Origin of the sequence: Gordonia sp. 852002-10350_SCH5691597 (assembly GCF_001665715.1) — a bacterium.
Lineage (GTDB): Bacteria > Actinomycetota > Actinomycetes > Mycobacteriales > Mycobacteriaceae > Gordonia > Gordonia sputi.
This window is the reverse complement of record NZ_LZMO01000133.1, coordinates 31,367-47,400: the sequence shown is the minus strand read 5'-3', so window position 1 is coordinate 47,400 and position 16,034 is coordinate 31,367. Positions and strand designations below refer to the sequence as shown.

Sequence of the window (16,034 nt, the reverse complement as noted above, 5' to 3'; positions counted from 1 at the left end):
GTCGTCACCCGGAGCACCCCACCGCGGAGGAGGGTTGCCGACCAGCTAGCCGGGGCTTGTCGCTGGCACTCATGACCTGTTCCCAGGATCACCGACACGACGCGCAGCTGTCAACTTTCGCTCAGCGTGCACGAAAAGGACATGTCCGAGCACAGTGAGAGGGGCCGATACGCTCCGGCTAGGGAACCCAACATGCCCCACGACGAGAGGTTGTATCTGACGCGGTCGACCTATGTGTCGAGGCCGCGGGTCCGGAGGTGGCTGATTGTGTTGTTCGTCGGATTGTCCATCGCGATCGTTGTACTGCTCTTCTTTCCGCTCGGCAGCCACCCCGACGCGCACTGCGCTCCGGCGCTTTTCGGCCAGGACACCCATCTTTGGGGAGCAAGCACGTCGGGCATCGACCAGACGTGCGAGCATCGGCGCATTCAGAGCCTGGCATGGGCCGTGTTGCTGACACCATTTCTGTGCATCAGCCTTGTCGGTCTGTGCACAGTTGCGCTTCCACGCAACCGGTAACGTGAATCCATGCCAGCTTCGGAGGTCTTCGTCCTGTCCAGGCCGCACGGAACTGTTCGAGCCACCGGCGCATCCGCGGGATTCACCGACGCCACCGAGGCCGCCGAGGCGTTGCGTTCCGGGCGCATCGGGGCCGTCACCGGGGCGATCGGGTTCACCTCGGCCGACGACGCCGCGCTACTGGTTCCCGAGACCATCACGCACAGCGGTTCTACGATCGTGGGGCAAGCACCCGAACCCGCTCACGCTGAGCATGTCACGCTGATTCCCGACGCCGCGACGCATCGGGACCGGGTCGCACGTGCCATCGACGAGATCGACTCGGGGGCGTTGTCGAAGGTTGTGCTCGCCCGCGCCGTCGAGTTCGACGTCGAACCGCCCGTCGACCCGGATCGACTTCTCGAAGCACTGGCGTACGGAAACGCCGAGCACTCTGCGTTTCTGGTCGACCTCAGCGTCGACGAGCACACCGATCCGCGCGCGCGATGGCTCGTCGGCGCCAGCCCAGAAGTGTTGCTGCGCAAGCAAGGTCTGGAGGTGACGTGTCGGCCGTATGCCGGATCGGCGGCGCGGTCAGCAGACCCCGACGTCGATCACGCCGCTGGGCGCGCACTGCTGGCTTCGACGAAGGACCGGGCCGAGCACGCATTCGTCGTCGACCATCTTCGCGATGCGCTCGAGCCGATCTGTCGCGAACTCGACGTGTCCGATCAGCCGTCGCTGGTCTCGACCGGCGAGATGTGGCATCTGGCGACACCGATACGCGGTGTGCTGACCGATCCGACGATCACCGCCCTCGACCTGGCGCTGCTACTGAGTCCGACCCCAGCGGTGTGCGGAACACCGGGAGACGTTGCAGCACAATTCATCTCGGCCCATGAAGAGCGTCGTGGATTCTACGCGGGCGCCGTCGGATGGTCGGGCGCCGCCGGCGACGGCGAGTGGATGGTGACGATCCGTTCACTCGAACTGTCCGACGACCGCCGTCACGTCCGCACCTGGGCCGGCGGCGGCATCGTCGCCGGGTCAGAGCCGCAGGCAGAGCTCGACGAGACGTCGGCGAAGCTCGCGACCGTCCTGCGCGCGCTGGGCGTCGACGGGCTCGGTTGACGCCGGGGCCGCGGGCTTCGCCCGGCCGCCCGCGCAGAAAGTAGGGGAAGGATCGTTTCCCCTGGTTCCTGAGCCCTCCCCCGGTTACAACGCGGGGAAAGGCACGCAAGCCGAGGAAGAATCCCTTCCCCTACATCCTGCAAGGCCCCGGCGCCGAAACTAGCGGAAAGATCGTTTCCCCCAGTTCCTGAGCCCTCCCCCGGTTACAACGCGGGGAAAGGCACACAAGCCGAGGAAGAATCCTTTCCCCTAGATTCTGCGCGGCGGGGCCCAACGGGTCAGTCCGACAGCCCGGCGGCCCGGCGGCCGCGCTCCCTCAGATCGACGCCGCGAGCGAGTCGGTCAGGATGTCGAGCCCCTGGTGCAGTTCGTCGCCGCTGATCGTCAGCGGCGGGGCGATGCGGAAGATGCCGCCCATGCCGGGGAGCTGGACGATGTTCATGTGCAGTCCGCGCTCGAGGCAGGCGGCAGTCACCCTGGCGCCCAGCGCATCCGCGGGTGTGCGCGACGCCTTGTCGGTCACGAGTTCGACGCCCTGCAGCAGCCCGCGGCCGCGAACGTCGCCGACCACCTCGACGTCGTCGCGCAGCCCGATCAGTCTCTCGCGCAACTGATCTCCGAGTTTGGCGGCACGCTCGACGAGTCCCTCTCGTTCGATGACGTCGAGCACCGTGAGGGCGACGGTCGCGGCGAGCGGGTCGGATGCATGCGTGGTGTAGAAGAGGAATCCCCGCTCGGCACAACGGTCTTCGATCTCCGCGCTCGTCACGACGGCGGCGACGGGTAGGCCTGCGCCGAGAGTCTTCGACAGCGTGAGAATGTCGGGGGCCACTCCGTCACGCTCGAATGCGTACATCGTGCCGGTGCGGCCGAGTCCGGTCTGTGCCTCGTCGAGGATCAACAACATGCCTCGGTCGTCACACATCTGCCGCAACCGCGGGAGGTAGCCTTCGGGCAGTTCGATGATGCCACCCGACGACAGAATCGGCTCGACGATGCACGCGGCGAGCGAACCGTTCGACTGCGTGTCGACGGCCGCGAACCCGTACTCGAGTTCGGCTTCCCAGTCGTAGGACCCGTCGGCGTTGCGGAACGGCGAGCGGTACGCGTTCGGAGTCGGAAGCGTGGAGTTGCCCGGCAGCGTGGGGCCGTAGCCGCGTCGGCCCGCCGAGAAGGTGGCAGCCGCTGCGCCAGAGGTCATTCCGTGCCACGACCGGTCGAACGAGACGATCTCGTACCGGCCGGTGGCGAGCTTGGCCATCTTGATCGCCGCCTCGTTGGACTCGGCTCCCGTGGTCAACAGCACTGTGCGCGTAAGGTTCTCGGGCAGCGTCATCGAAAGCCGTGAAGCAAAGTCGACGACGGGCCTGCTGAGCATGCCACTGAACAAATGGTCAAGCGTGGCAACCGAATTCGACACCGCCTCGACGATCGCGGGATGCGAATGACCTAGCACGGCACTCATCTGACCCGACGTGAAGTCGAGGATGCCGTTGCCGTCGGAGTCGTAGACGTACGACCCCGAGGCGCGTTCGATGATGCGCGGCGTGAACGCGGGAATGTAGCGGGTCAGGTGTCGTTGGGCGGCATCCCAGAAGGCGTCGTCTGTCATGGTCGTCCTCAAGATCGGTCGTACGGATCATCCAACTATGGCATAGTCAGTTAGGACATTCATCTTTTCAGGAGCACACAACCCGATGGGACCTCAGCCGCCGATCAGCGTCAGCGAACACTCTGACATGCCCATTTACCGGCAGATCGTCACGCAGTTGACCTTCATGATCGAGATGGGGCAGCTCGGCGTCGGCGACCGCCTACCCGGTTCCCGCATGCTCGCCGACAACCTCGGCATCAACCGGAACACTGTCGCCAGGGCCTACGGCGACCTGCGCGCGGCCGGACTGGTCGAATCGCGGGGACGCGGCGGGATGGTCGTGCTCGCCGCGACGTCGACGCGGTCTCGGTCCGAAGCACGCGACACAGCTCGCGAGACACTGCAACGCGCGGTCGATGAGTGCCTCCAGCTCGGACTCTCCCCAACCGAAATTGGCGACCTCGCACTGAATCTCGCAGTCACGCAAGCCGATTCACCTCGCGTGTACTTCGTCGAGTGCAACGACGACCGCGCCGACTACTTCGCTGACGAACTCACCGAGAAGCTCGGCGTTCGGGTCATCCCGCTCGTACTCGATCGCTTCGACCCCGATGCCGTCCCAGCAGACCTGGTACTCACCACGTTCTTCCACCTCGCGCAGGTCCGCGGGTTGATGGGTGATGGTGCCGAGGTGGTGGCGATCGTCGTCGCACCACACATCCGCACGCTCATGCAGATCGCCGACGTTCCGCCCGAACAGAAGGTCGGACTCTGGTACAACACCGCCGAACAGGCTGCGAGCGTGAGGGATTCACTGTCAGCCGCGGGCATCACAGACGTCACGATGCTCGACGGAACGTCCGACGACGAACTCGACGGACTCGACGTCGTCGTGATCCCCAGCGAGACAGCAGAACTCACCGACAGATTGGCTCAGCGGGTACGCGTCATCGAGTTCGGCAACGTCCTCGACGACGCGTCGGTGCGCATGGTTCGAGAGGTGTTGCGCGACCTACGGTCGGCTAGTCAGCCGAGCGCCTGATCCAGATCGCCGAGCAGGTCGTCGACGCCCTCGAGCCCCACCGAGAGCCGCACCACCGCATCGCTGAGTCCGATCGCCGCCCGACCGTCCGGGCCCATCGCGCGATGCGTCGTCGTTGCGGGGTGGGTGATGAGCGACTTGGAGTCGCCGAGATTGTTCGAGATGTCGATGACCTGCAACGCGTTGAGCACCTCGAACGCACGTTTCTTGCCGTCGACGCCGTCGCGGTCGTTGAGTTCGAACGTCACGACGGTGCCGCCGCCCGACATCTGCTTGGTCGCGAGATCGTATTGCGGATGCGACGTGATGAACGGGTACTTGGTCCACCGCACACGAGGGTCGGCCTCGAGGAACTCGGCGATGCGCAACGCCGACGCCACCGACGCGTCGACGCGCAGGCGCATGGTCTCGAGTCCCTTGAGTAGTGTCCACGCGTTGAACGGACTCAACGCGGGACCGGTGTGACGCATCAGAGTTTGTACCGGACCATCGATGAATTCCTTGGTGCCCAACACCGCACCACCCATCACGCGGCCCTGGCCGTCGATGTGCTTGGTACCCGAGTAGACGATCACGTCGGCGCCGAGGTCGAACCCGCGTTGCAGCAGCGGTGTGGCGAAGACGTTGTCCAACACCACTTTTGCGCCCGCAGCGTGAGCAAGCTCAGATACCTTGGCGACGTCGACGAGCGTCTGCATCGGATTCGACGGCGTCTCGAAGAACACCGCGTCCGCGGGTGTCGACAGCGCCTGCTCCCACTGGTCGAGGTCCTCGCCGTCGACGAAAACCGTTTCGACGCCCCAGCGCGGCAGGATCTCGTTGCACACCACGAAGCACGAACCGAACAGGCTGCGCGCCGCGACGAGCCGATCGCCCGCCTTCAGCAGCGCGCCGAGCGCCACGAACACTGCGGCCATACCGCTCGCCGTCGCGAAGCATGCCTCGGCACCGTCGAGCAGGCGTAGGCGCTCCTCGAACATGGCTGTGGTCGGATTTCCGTAGCGGGAGTAGACAAATCGCTCGTCCTCACCGGTGAATGCGCGCTCAGCCGCTTCCGCGGAGTCGTAGACGTAGCCACTGGTCAGGTAGAGCGCCTCGGAGGTCTCGAAGAAGCCAGAGCGAGCCAAGCCACCGCGCACGGCCAAGGTGTCGAAGGAGACGCCTTCTGGCAGATCGTGACTCACGACTGCCTCCACGGAAGATTCGACGCACGCCACCCGACGGCTCCGCGGTGGTCGTTCTCGTCGAGCCCACCTTCGAATCCGTCGAGGATGTTGTACGCCTTGGCGATTCCCGCTGCGGTCGCGGCCTCGGCGGCTCCGATCGAGCGATGACCCGAGCGGCACAGGAAGATCACTTCGTTGTCGTCACGAATACCCGCATCGCGCAGTTCCGCGATGAATGCCTGGTTGGGCGACCCGTCGGGGAAGGTGTTCCACTCGACGAAGACGGTCTTCTTCTCGATGACCTCGAGGTCGGGGACACCGACGAAGGCCCACTCCGCTGTAGTGCGGCAGTCGACCAGAACCGTGTTGGGGTCGGTCTCCAGCCTCTCCCAGGCCTGCTGGGGAGTCAGATCGCCTGCATAGGTCATGCCCTGCACACCTTCCGCTGTCCTTTGTCGCCTGTCCCGAACGCACTGCTTGCCGGGAGTTTCGTCGCCTAGCAATGTACTCGCGCGCCGGTCGTGGCGTGATTTCGACCCGAACCCGCCACGACCCCGCCACTCAAGCGTCCACCGCGAGCGCCGCAACGACGGCGTCGAGATCATGGCCGTCGGCACGCCTGATTGCCCAAGTGTTCATGGGCATCGCGAGATCGGAGATGGGAAGAAGCGTGAACTCGGTGCGATCGATCGCGCGCATCGACTCCGTTTCCTCTGGAACCAAGGTGAATCGGTCACCGCCGCGGAGCATCAACGCCATGCCGGTGATGGTCGAGTAGCGGTGCGCCGCGTCGACGAGCACACCGAGATCGCGCAGCAGCCGCGAGTACGGCCCGTACCGCAAATCCCAGTGTCTCGGCCCGGACACCAGCGTCATCCCCCGCAGGTCAGCCGTCGTGATCGCGTCGGCCCCCGTGAATCTCGACGCGTCGACGACGGCCACCACTCTCGACGTCGCGAGCAGCGTGCCCACGAGGTCGGGATGGTGTTCGGGAAGATGCGAGATCGCGAGATCGATCTCGCCGCCGAGAAGTTGCTCCGGCATCTCCAGCGACGGCATCTGGGAGATGATCACCCGATGGGTCTCCTCCACCTGATCGGCGACCGCCGAGATACGTCGACGCTGTTCGTGTGTGAGCTCATCCGGCACGGCAAGCCGCAGGTCCGTGTGGTGGGTCGCGCGCACGGCGGACGGTAGCGAGTCGAGATCTGCGACGACCCGCTCGGCAAGCGGAATCAGCGCCCTTCCTGCATCGGTGAGCGCGGTGTGATGCGTCGACCTGTCGAAGAGGCGGACGCCGAGCTCGGACTCCAGCGCCCTGATCCGTTTGCTCAGCGGGGGCGCGGACATGTGGAGTGACTCCGCAGCCCTGGTGAAGTTGAGCTCGCGTGCCACGGCGAGGAAGTAACGGAGGTGCATGACATCCATGGAAATATCCAACACTCCAGATCGCGCTTGGTATTTCCATTCAGGCAACACCGGAGCGTCTGAACTGGTCGTTCCCTTCCGCCCACAACGCTCCTAGCGTGGAGATAACGAGCTCTGTTCGCCGGCGAATCGGGAGGCATCATGTTCGAGCATCTGTACGTTCTCAATGGCCGCAAGCACTCCATCCTGCGGGTCGACGCGGCCGACGGCACCGTCGAGTCCGTGACCGATCAGACGGGCTACCTGCCGGACGGGATCGTGACCACGCCCGACCGCATCTACTGGACGACGATGGGCAAGCCCACCCGCGCCGCGGTGACGGTCGGGACCTCCCCTGACGATGAATGGGATTTCAGCGCTCCGAACGGATCGGTGCGCACCTGCGCCCTCGACGGTACCGGACAGACCCAGCTGGTTCCCGACGGCACCATCACCACCGGCAAGCAGCTCACCGCCGACTTCGACGCCGCCCTTCTCTACTTCTGCGACCGCGAGGGTACGACGGTCTATCGCGTTGCCACCGACGGCACCGGCCTCACCCCGCTGGTCCACAACACCCGAGACGACACCTGGACACAGGAATGCGTCGGAGTCGCGGCGGACCCGGTCGGCGGGTTCCTCTACTGGACGCAGAAGGGCCCGAGCAAGGGTGGGCGCGGGAAGATCTTGCGCGCGGGCCTCGACCTCCCGGAGGGCGAAACCGCCTCCACCCGAACGGATATCGAAGTGCTGTGGCACGACCTGCCGGAACCGATCGACCTCCATCTCGACCTCGACACCAACACCGTCTTCTGGACCGATCGCGGAGCAGCGCCCGATGGCAACACGCTCAATCGGGCGGCGATACCCGACAAGGGTCACGCGGGTGCCACCCCGGAGATTCTCGCCTACGGCTTCGACGAGGCGATCGGCCTGGCCGTCGACACCGACGCCGGGTTGGTCTACGTCAGCGATCTCGGTGGCTCGATCCGGTCTGTCGAGATCGGTCGCGACCACGCCGTACGCGAGATCGTCCATCTGCCCGACTCGTCGTTCACTGGCATCGCCGGGCTCTGAAGTACGGGCTCAGCAGGAGCCTGATATCCACTCCCACAACATCTCTCGAAAGAAGAACACGCGATGAGCAACTACGCGAAATCACTCGACGACGTCGACGCACGGCCGGTGGCCGTCGTCGGAGCCGGCACACTCGGGCGTCGAATCGCCCTCATGTTCTCCACTCGAGGCGGCGAGGTGCGGATCTTCGACCAGAGCGCCGACCAACGTGAGGCGGCCACTCAGTACGTCGATGACACCATCGACGAAACGCTGAAGATCATCGGCAAAGGCGTTGCGGGAAAGGTGATCCCGGCATCAACCCTCGCCGATGCGGTTGCAGGCGCATGGCTGGTCGTTGAGGCCGTGCCCGAGCGCCTCGACATCAAGATCCCGCTGTGGGGCGAGATCGACGCAGCCGCAGCTGACGACGCGATTTTCGCGACCAACTCGTCGTCGTACGCATCGTCGACGATGATCGAGAACGTGCGGAACCCAGAACGCATGTGCAACATGCACTTCTACATGCCGCCGATGTCGAACGCGGTCGACCTCATGTCCGACGGCGAGACCGCCCGCGACGTCCTCGACTCTCTCCTCACCCTGCTACCCGAATTCGGCATCCACCCGTTCGAAGCACACAGGGAGAGCACGGGATTCATCTTCAATCGCATCTGGGCGGCCATCAAGCGCGAGTCACTGGAAGTCGTCGCCGAGGGCGTGTCGACGCCCCACGACATCGACGAGATGTTCAAGATCAACTGGCACATGCCAACCGGCCCGTTCGCCATGATGGACAGCGTGGGACTCGACGTCGTGCTCGACATCGAAAACCATTACGCCGCAGAGAATCCGAACCTGCCGACCGGTCCGCGCGAACTGCTCGAGCGCTACGTCGACGACGGCAAGCTCGGCCGCAAGACCGGCGAGGGGTTCTACACCTACAAGTGACTTCTTTATCTACAAGTGAATTGTCAGCTCTTGCAGAGCTTCCACGTGCCGTCGTCCTTCACCACGACAACGCTAGTGGTCTGCTTCTCGTCGGGCGTCTTGTCGAAGTGCCAGTGCACGCGGGCCGTCGCGCGGTCGCCGTTGACCGTCACGTCGGTGATCTCCGGAATCACGATGCGGCCCTTCGACTCGACCGAGGTCCGGTTCTGACTCACGAACTCCTGCTCGGAGATGAATGAGCTCGACGACGTGTCGGCGGCACACGTCGACTGCTTGAACTTGCCGTAGTCGACGTTGTTGCGTGCGGTGTAGTTGTCGTTGATCGCGAACTGAACCTGACCGGAATCGCTTGCGCGTTCCTCCGCCGGGCGCAGCATGTTGGACAACACGACGGCGAGAATCGCCACCACCACGATGACCAGCGCGATCCAGAAGGGCCACGCGTCTTTCCAGGTGCGTGGGCGCTGGTCGTCGGCATCGAGGTCGCTATCAGGGTTTTTGCTGTCGGATGCACCGCTGGCCATGTCGGGCAGTGTAGTTGTCGTCGAATCAGGCCCGCGCTACCCCCGATCCGGACATCTGCGGCATCCCATCTCGTAAGGTGACCCTAAGAGCGCCACCTAGGAGAGGACCACCCCGTGCCCCATTCACGACACGTCCGCCCACTGCTCGCCGTGTTCGCGACCATCGCGGCGTCGACCCTGGTTTTCGTCGGCTGCTCGGCCCCCGACGAGAACGACGACGCTGCCGGGTCGTCGGCACCGGCAGCCGAACCCGGCGCGCTGCCGGTCACCATCGAGCACAAATACGGTTCGACGACCATCTCCACCCAGCCCACTCGCGTCGCCGCGATGGGGGTCGGCGATGGGGACACGCTGCTGGCCCTCGGGATCACGCCGACGACGATCGCGCCCTTCGCCGATCCCACACAGCGCAGCGCCCCGTGGAATGCCGAACTCCTCGGCGACGCCAGGCCGGAGGTCCTGCCCAACGTGTCGGCGGAGTTCGGTGCGCAGATCGCCAAAGCACTTTCGACCAACCCGCAGTTGGTGACAGCGGTCGGTGCGGCACCCACCCGCGAGCAGTACGACACCCTGAGCAAAGCCGTGCCGACCATCGTGCGGCCCGCGCAATACCAGGACTGGCAGGTGCCGTGGGACGTCCAGACCACCGAGATCGGCAAGTCCGTCGGACTTCCCGACGCGGCGTCGAAGAAGATCGCCGAGTCGAAGAAGCACGTCGCCGACCTGGTTGCCCAACATCCAGAACTCAAGGGCAAGACGGGAGTCGTGGTCACCGGGTCGACCGACGGTGGTGTCTCCATTTACGGGCCGGGCGACGGGCGTGCGCAGATGCTCGCCGACTACGGACTCAGCTTCCCCGAGGCACTCACACCGACCATCACCAGCGGCTTCTACGGTTCGATCTCGGCTGAGCGGCTCGACATGCTCGACGCAGCAGACGTGGTGGTCACCGTGGACTGGTCGGGCGCGACCGCCAAGCTCAAGGCCGATCCGACGTGGAACCGCCAGGCGTTCGTGACGCAGGGCCGAACCGTCTATCTCGATCAGCAGGTCGGAAGCGCGATGTCGGTGCCGACGGTTCTGACGGTCCCGTGGGTCGCCAACAAGGCGGTTGCGCCCATCGCCGAAGCGGCAAGTAAGCGCCCGACGAGTTAGCGAGACTACTGAGGTAACCCTCACAGATGATTTTGGTTAGCGGTGCCCAGCGCCTACCGTAGAGGGGATAAGCGTCGACGCTCCACCGCACTCCAGCGACATACCTGGCGCGTCGACAAACCCCTGAGCACGAGGTAGACGACACTCTATGACTGATCAGAGCCGCCCGCTGCGGGTCGCCATCGTCGGAGCTGGCCCGGCCGGCATCTACGCCGCCGATGCCTTGATGAAGTCCGACACCGCCAAAGATCGCGGTGTCAGCATCGATCTCTACGAGCGGATGCCCGCTCCGTTCGGCTTGATCCGGTACGGCGTCGCCCCCGACCACCCGCGTATCAAGGGCATCATCACCGCACTGCACAAGGTCCTCGACAAGCCGCAGGTCCGCCTGCTCGGCAACATCGACTACGGCACCGACATCACGCTCGACGAGCTCAAGTCGCACTACGACGCCGTGGTCTTCTCGACTGGCGCCACCGACGACCGCGCACTCGACATCCCCGGCATCGACCTCGACCGCAGCTACGGCGCGGCACAGTTCGTCGCCTGGTACGACGGACACCCCGACTTCCCGCGCGAGTGGCCGCTCGAGCAGGAGAAGGTCGCCGTCATCGGCGTCGGCAACGTCGCACTCGACGTCGCGCGCGTGCTGGCAAAGACCGGCGACGAACTGCTCCCCACCGAGATCCCGGCCAACGTCTACGAGGGCCTCAAGTCCAACAAGGCCGTCGAGGTCCATGTGTTCGGACGCCGCGGTCCGGCACAGGCGAAGTTCACGCCGCTCGAGCTCAAGGAGCTCGACCACTCGCCCAACATCGAGGTCGTCGTCAGCCCCGAGGACATCGAGTACGACGAGGGCTCGGCCGTCGCCCGTCGCGGTTCCAAGATCACCGACCAGGTCGCGACGATCATCGAGAACTACGCGATGCGTGAGCCCAAGGAAGGCGCGATCCACAAGCTCTTCCTGCACTTCTTCGAGAGCCCGATCGAGATCCTCGGCGAGAACGGCGAGGTCGTCGGCCTGCGCACCGAGCGCACCCAGCTCGACGGCACCGGCAACGTCAAGCCGACCGGCAAGCACACCGACTGGGACGTCACCGCGGTCTACCGCGCCGTCGGCTACCTGTCGGACAACCTGCCCCACATCCCGTTCGACTCGCAGGCCGGCGTCATCCCCAATGAGGCAGGACGCATCTACGACGACGGCTCCCACCTCACCGGTCTGTACGCAACCGGGTGGATCAAGCGTGGCCCGGTCGGCCTCATCGGTCACACCAAGGGCGACGCCAACGAGACCGTCGAGTGCATCATCGAAGACATGGGTAACGGCGCACTGCTCGACCCCGCCAACCCGTCGGAAGACGCGATCATCGAGCTGCTCGAGTCCAAGAACATCCCGTTCACCACGTGGGACGGCTGGTACCGCCTCGACGAGCACGAGCGCGCCCTCGGCGCCGCTGAGGGCCGCGAGCGCGTGAAGGTCGTCGAGCGCGAGGACATGATCGCCGCATCGGAACCGCACAAGGTTCAAAAGGCCTGACTCCGTCAGGGGTTCAGAAGGCCTGACTCCGTCAGGGGGTCCAGAAGGCCTGACTCCGTCAGGGGGGTTCAGAAGGCCTGACGCAGAGCGCACCTGACACACAGCACAAAGAACGCCGACCGGATTCCGGTCGGCGTTCTTTGTGTGAGAGGGAACCGATCGCGAGGCGATCGGGGTGTATCAGTTCTGTGCGGCCTTGACTGCGGCGGCAGGAGGAGCCTGGTTGCCGACGTTGGTGTTCGACGGCGCGACCTTCTGCGTGTTCGGGACCTGCTTCTGGTCGCCCTCGAACTGCTTGAGGTTCCACCAGAACCCGGCGTTGTTGAAGATGTTCTCCACCTGAGCGCTGATGGTGTAGCCGGAGATCGACGACGGGAAGCATCCACGCCAGGTGGTCTCGGACGCCATGTAGAACTCGCCCGCCCTGAGGACGCCGGGACGCTTCTTGTCGACGGTGGCCAGCTTCGTCGGTCCGCCGAACTCGGTGACGTTCACATTGGTCATGGTCGATCCGCCGATGTTCTTCACGCCCATCCAGCGGTGCATGCGCCAGCCGGGAAGGTTGTCCCAGGTGGGTCCCCAACCCTTGAAGTAGCAGTTGACTCCACCGAAGAGCGCGAGATCGCCGGGACCGGCAGCAGCGTGGGCGGGCGTCGCAGCAGCGACAGAGCCGGCGGCGATACCGCTGGCGGCGGCAAGCGCGGCGATGGTGCGCTTCACAGACTTCTTCATGTCTTATGACCTTCCTGATTCACGTGTTTCGTCGTGCGTGTACCGACCTGCGAGCTGTCGGCGCACCGGGATGCGACTGTGGACGTTCACCCCGACGGTTCGTCCCGTCTGAACATCCTTATCGGAAACTCACAGGAACTTGTTACCGGCGCTGAACATCTTGCCCGTTCGGTAATCACTCCGTGACATCGCCCCCAAACTCACTGTGCGACTCCGACCTGGACCCGAAACCGGACATCACCACTCAGGTAAGGTTGCCCTTCGTGCGTCGAATATCCGGCTTGTTGGTGATCGTTGCGGTCCTGACCGCGGCGGTCATCGCGTCGGTGATCATCGGCACGCGCAACGTCCCACCTGCGCAAACCTGGGATGCATTCACCTCAGGTGTCAGTCAGATCTGGAACTCGATCATCCACCTGCGCGCGCCATCGGTCAGCAAGCCCGACGACGTCGCGGGCATCGTCTGGGATCTGCGGATCCCGCGAACCGTGCTCGGGCTGCTCTGCGGACTGGCGATCGGCGCAGCAGGCGCGATCACCCAGGGACACACCCGTAACCCCATCGCCGATCCCGGCATGCTCGGCGTCAACGCGGGCGCCGCGTGCGCGGTGGTGTGTGGGGTCTACGTGCTCGGGATCTCCTCGCCGATGGCGTTCATGGGGTTCGGCCTGCTCGGCGCGATCGTCGCGTCGTGCGCGGTCTTCGGCGTCTCGGCACTCACCGGTACCGGCCCGGTCACGCTGATCCTCGCGGGCACCGGACTCTCGGCGATGCTCACGGCGATCACGTCGGCCGTGGTCCTCTCCGATACGGCGTCGCTCGACGCCTGGCGGTTCTGGAGTGTCGGCTCGACGTCCGGGCGCGGCATCGACATCTTCTGGGCGGCACTGCCCTTCGTCATCGCCGGGTTGGTCCTCGCCCTGGCGAGCGGATTCTTCCTCAACATCCTGAGCCTCGGCGACGAGATGACGACGGCGCTCGGCTCACGCGTCCTCGTGATCCGAGCGGTCGGTATCGCAGCGATCACACTGTTAGTCGGGGCAGCGACCGCCGCCTGTGGGCCCATCGTCTTCCTCGGGCTCGTCGTACCGCACATCGCCCGCGCGTTCACGGGGCCCGACTACCGCTGGATCATTCCCTACTCGGCGCTCATCGGAGCGACACTCATGCTGGTCTGCGACGTCATCGGACGAGTCATCGCCCGCCCAGGCGAAGTCCAGGTCGGCGTCGTCCTCGCGATGGTCGGGGCACCGTTCCTTATTGCCATGGTCCGCCGACAGAAGCTGACGAACGTATGACGACCAAGACCACACCCCAGACCACGGCCACACCGACGCTCGAACGCCGACGTCTCGTCGTCCACATCGGTCCGTCGTCGTGGGTGGTTCGTCCACGCATGGTCGCGGTGACACTTACCGGACTCGCACTGATGCTGCTGCTGTTCCTGTTGAGTGTCGGCGTCAGTGACTATCCACTGACGCCGCTCGACGTCGCGCGCATCCTGCTCGGTGGCGGCACGCGCATCGAGAACGTCGTCGTGCTCTCGGATTCCCTTCCCCGCGCTCTGGTCTCGGTCTTGGTCGGTTTCGCGCTGGGCACAGCAGGGGCCCTGAGCCAGTTGATTGCGCGCAATCCCCTTGCCACGCCTGACATTCTCGGCATCACGGCCGGGTCGAGCGCTGCCGCTGTGGCCGCCATCGCCTTCGCAAACGGTTGGGGCGCATGGCTTGCCGACATCGGAGTCCCCGCTGCCGCCCTCATCGGCGGTGTCGTGACAGCGATCGTCATGTACATCCTCGCGTGGCCGGGACGCAAGGCCAACCACGGGATCAACCCGCTCCGACTCGTGCTGATCGGCGTCGGCGTGACCTGGCTGCTGCAGGCCCTGACGTCCTTCCTCCTCACCCGCGCCGACATCAAAGACGTTGCCCGCGCACAGGTCTGGCTCGTCGGGTCGGTGTCGCAATCCACCTGGTCAAGCGTGTGGCCCGTCGCGATCGCCGTCGTTGTCGGCATCGTCGTGATCGCGATGATGTCCCGCCAGATCGACGCGCTGTCGCTCGGTGCGGACATGGCGCGCGGGCTCGGGGTTCGCACCACCGCGGTGTCGACCACGGTACTGCTCGTCGCCGTCGGACTGACCGCGATAGCGGTATCGGCAGCGGGCCCCATCGCATTCATCGCCCTACTCGCACCTCAAATCGGGATGCGTCTGGCCAGGACACCGGTTCCCACACCCCTGCTGGCCGGCGTGATCGGAGCGATCCTGGTGCTCGCTGGTGATCTGTTGTGCCGCACAGTACTTCCCAGCGGACTTCCGGTCGGCATCGTCACCGCGGCGGTGGGCGGACCGTTCCTCATCTATCTCATGGTCTCGATGTCACGGAAGGCGACCGTATGAGCAGACTCGTCGGCCAAGGACTCAGCGTCGGCTACGACGATCGCGTCGTCATCGAGGGGCTCGACGTCGAGATCCCCGATGCCGCGGTCACGACGATCATCGGCCCCAACGGATGCGGCAAGTCGACGCTGTTGCGTGCCATGTCTCGCCTGCTGCAGCCGCGCGAGGGCGTCGTGTTTCTCGACGGTGCCGACATCAACCACACCAAGCCCAAAGAGGTCGCACGCAAGCTCGGGATACTCCCGCAGAATCCCGTGGCGCCCGAGGGACTCACCGTTGCAGATCTGGTCGGCCGCGGACGGTTCCCCCACCAGAAGTGGTACCAGCAGGCATCTCCCGACGACGAGGCCGCGGTGGCGTCGGCGTTGGAGATGACCGGGACGACGGACCTGGCCGATCGACACATCGACGCGTTGTCCGGCGGTCAGCGCCAGCGCGTCTGGATCGCGATGACGCTCGCGCAGGGTACCGATCTTCTCCTACTCGACGAACCGACGACCTACCTCGACCTCGCGCACTCCGTCGAGGTACTCGACCTCGTGTACTCGCTGCGCACCGAACACGACAAAACCGTGGTGATGGTACTGCACGATCTGAATCTCGCTGCCCGCTACAGTGATTCGCTGTTCGTGATGACGGCCGGAACGATCGTTGCGCAGGGCACCCCCAACGAGGTCATCACCGAAGAACTACTCGACGACGCATTCGGGCTGAACGCGCGGGTCATCACCGACCCCGTGTACGGCGACCCACTGATCATTCCGATCGGAACCCGCAGTGCGCGAACCGAAGTCGGCTCGTCGGCCGGGGAACTCTCGAGCTGAACTGTCGAGCTGA

The 16,034-nt window shown here is 65.0% G+C and carries 15 protein-coding genes and 1 riboswitch; of the genes, 9 read left to right on the top strand and 6 right to left on the bottom strand.

The features are described from left to right. A riboswitch (SAM riboswitch) is annotated at positions 1-77 on the bottom strand. This riboswitch is flagged as partial in the annotation. Between the two features lie 451 nt (positions 78-528). After that, the gene (locus tag A5777_RS10490) at positions 529-1,629 is read left to right on the top strand and encodes an isochorismate synthase (protein ID WP_064862621.1); all 1,101 of its coding nucleotides are present in this window, start codon (positions 529-531) and stop codon (positions 1,627-1,629) included. Positions 1,630-1,945: 316 nt separating this feature from the next. On the opposite strand, the gene A5777_RS10485 is transcribed toward A5777_RS10490, so the two are convergent. Further along, positions 1,946-3,241: an aspartate aminotransferase family protein gene (locus A5777_RS10485; RefSeq protein ID WP_064862620.1), complete on the bottom strand. Its 1,296-nt coding sequence runs from the start codon at positions 3,239-3,241 to the stop codon at positions 1,946-1,948. A gap of 85 nt (positions 3,242-3,326) precedes the next feature. Here A5777_RS10485 and A5777_RS10480 point away from each other — a divergent pair, with 85 nt between their 5' ends. After that, positions 3,327-4,265 (top strand): GntR family transcriptional regulator, encoded by a 939-nt coding sequence (locus A5777_RS10480; RefSeq protein WP_064862619.1) that lies wholly within the window; start codon positions 3,327-3,329, stop codon positions 4,263-4,265. On the opposite strand, the gene A5777_RS10475 is transcribed toward A5777_RS10480, so the two are convergent. The 3 genes from A5777_RS10475 to A5777_RS10465 all read right to left on the bottom strand — a co-directional run bounded on the left by A5777_RS10475 (position 4,250) and on the right by A5777_RS10465 (position 6,859). Next, positions 4,250-5,449, bottom strand: a complete 1,200-nt coding sequence (locus A5777_RS10475) for an O-succinylhomoserine sulfhydrylase (RefSeq protein ID WP_064862625.1) — start codon at positions 5,447-5,449, stop codon at positions 4,250-4,252. The genes A5777_RS10480 and A5777_RS10475 overlap by 16 nt on opposite strands. Beyond that, entirely contained in the window at positions 5,446-5,859 is a 414-nt protein-coding gene (locus tag A5777_RS10470; protein WP_064862618.1) for a rhodanese-like domain-containing protein, read from the bottom strand. Before A5777_RS10470 ends, A5777_RS10475 begins: the two co-directional genes overlap by 4 nt. A 133-nt stretch (positions 5,860-5,992) precedes the next feature. Continuing rightward, positions 5,993-6,859, bottom strand: coding sequence for a LysR family transcriptional regulator (locus A5777_RS10465; RefSeq protein ID WP_064862617.1), 867 nt, complete (start codon positions 6,857-6,859; stop codon positions 5,993-5,995). 141 nt (positions 6,860-7,000) lie between these two features. Between A5777_RS10465 and A5777_RS10460 the strand changes: the two genes are divergently transcribed. Beyond that, the gene (locus A5777_RS10460; protein WP_064862616.1) at positions 7,001-7,915 is read left to right on the top strand and encodes a hypothetical protein; all 915 of its coding nucleotides are present in this window, start codon (positions 7,001-7,003) and stop codon (positions 7,913-7,915) included. Between the two features lie 63 nt (positions 7,916-7,978). Then, positions 7,979-8,845 carry a 3-hydroxyacyl-CoA dehydrogenase family protein gene (locus A5777_RS10455; RefSeq protein ID WP_064862615.1) on the top strand — a complete coding sequence of 289 codons (867 nt, stop codon included), beginning with the start codon at positions 7,979-7,981 and terminating at the stop codon, positions 8,843-8,845. A 23-nt stretch (positions 8,846-8,868) separates the two neighbouring features. Here the strand turns inward: A5777_RS10455 and A5777_RS10450 are convergent, their stop codons facing one another. Beyond that, positions 8,869-9,369: an Rv0361 family membrane protein gene (locus A5777_RS10450; RefSeq protein WP_064862614.1), complete on the bottom strand. Its 501-nt coding sequence runs from the start codon at positions 9,367-9,369 to the stop codon at positions 8,869-8,871. Positions 9,370-9,483: 114 nt separating this feature from the next. On the opposite strand from A5777_RS10450, the gene A5777_RS10445 reads away from it, so the two are divergent. After that, on the top strand, positions 9,484-10,524 hold the full coding sequence (locus tag A5777_RS10445) for an ABC transporter substrate-binding protein (protein ID WP_064862613.1): 1,041 nt from the start codon (positions 9,484-9,486) through the stop codon (positions 10,522-10,524). Between the two features lie 148 nt (positions 10,525-10,672). After that, positions 10,673-12,064, top strand: coding sequence for an FAD-dependent oxidoreductase (locus A5777_RS10440; RefSeq protein WP_064862612.1), 1,392 nt, complete (start codon positions 10,673-10,675; stop codon positions 12,062-12,064). A 180-nt stretch (positions 12,065-12,244) separates the two neighbouring features. Here A5777_RS10440 and A5777_RS10435 read toward each other — a convergent pair whose 3' ends face one another. Further along, positions 12,245-12,796: a hypothetical protein gene (locus A5777_RS10435; RefSeq protein ID WP_064862611.1), complete on the bottom strand. Its 552-nt coding sequence runs from the start codon at positions 12,794-12,796 to the stop codon at positions 12,245-12,247. A 263-nt stretch (positions 12,797-13,059) separates the two neighbouring features. On the opposite strand from A5777_RS10435, the gene A5777_RS10430 reads away from it, so the two are divergent. From A5777_RS10430 to A5777_RS10420, 3 genes are read left to right on the top strand one after another with little or no spacing between them, the layout of a single operon-like run. Further along, entirely contained in the window at positions 13,060-14,094 is a 1,035-nt protein-coding gene (locus A5777_RS10430; protein ID WP_064862610.1) for a FecCD family ABC transporter permease, read from the top strand. After that, entirely contained in the window at positions 14,091-15,197 is a 1,107-nt protein-coding gene (locus tag A5777_RS10425) for a FecCD family ABC transporter permease (RefSeq protein WP_064862609.1), read from the top strand. Before A5777_RS10430 ends, A5777_RS10425 begins: the two co-directional genes overlap by 4 nt. Further along, positions 15,194-16,021: an ABC transporter ATP-binding protein gene (locus A5777_RS10420; RefSeq protein WP_064862608.1), complete on the top strand. Its 828-nt coding sequence runs from the start codon at positions 15,194-15,196 to the stop codon at positions 16,019-16,021. Before A5777_RS10425 ends, A5777_RS10420 begins: the two co-directional genes overlap by 4 nt. Positions 16,022-16,034: the final 13 nt, after the last annotated feature.

What these genes read in the sequence shown, in the direction of transcription:
- A5777_RS10490 (WP_064862621.1), top strand. Translation starts at nt 529, where the DNA reads ATGCCAGCTTCGGAGGTCTTCGTCCTGTCCAGGCCGCACGGAACTGTT.
- A5777_RS10485 (WP_064862620.1), bottom strand. Translation starts at nt 3,241, where the DNA reads ATGACAGACGACGCCTTCTGGGATGCCGCCCAACGACACCTGACCCGC.
- A5777_RS10480 (WP_064862619.1), top strand. Translation starts at nt 3,327, where the DNA reads ATGGGACCTCAGCCGCCGATCAGCGTCAGCGAACACTCTGACATGCCC.
- A5777_RS10470 (WP_064862618.1), bottom strand. Translation starts at nt 5,859, where the DNA reads ATGACCTATGCAGGCGATCTGACTCCCCAGCAGGCCTGGGAGAGGCTG.
- A5777_RS10465 (WP_064862617.1), bottom strand. Translation starts at nt 6,859, where the DNA reads ATGGATGTCATGCACCTCCGTTACTTCCTCGCCGTGGCACGCGAGCTC.
- A5777_RS10460 (WP_064862616.1), top strand. Translation starts at nt 7,001, where the DNA reads ATGTTCGAGCATCTGTACGTTCTCAATGGCCGCAAGCACTCCATCCTG.
- A5777_RS10455 (WP_064862615.1), top strand. Translation starts at nt 7,979, where the DNA reads ATGAGCAACTACGCGAAATCACTCGACGACGTCGACGCACGGCCGGTG.
- A5777_RS10450 (WP_064862614.1), bottom strand. Translation starts at nt 9,369, where the DNA reads ATGGCCAGCGGTGCATCCGACAGCAAAAACCCTGATAGCGACCTCGAT.
- A5777_RS10440 (WP_064862612.1), top strand. Translation starts at nt 10,673, where the DNA reads ATGACTGATCAGAGCCGCCCGCTGCGGGTCGCCATCGTCGGAGCTGGC.
- A5777_RS10435 (WP_064862611.1), bottom strand. Translation starts at nt 12,796, where the DNA reads ATGAAGAAGTCTGTGAAGCGCACCATCGCCGCGCTTGCCGCCGCCAGC.
- A5777_RS10425 (WP_064862609.1), top strand. Translation starts at nt 14,091, where the DNA reads ATGACGACCAAGACCACACCCCAGACCACGGCCACACCGACGCTCGAA.
- A5777_RS10420 (WP_064862608.1), top strand. Translation starts at nt 15,194, where the DNA reads ATGAGCAGACTCGTCGGCCAAGGACTCAGCGTCGGCTACGACGATCGC.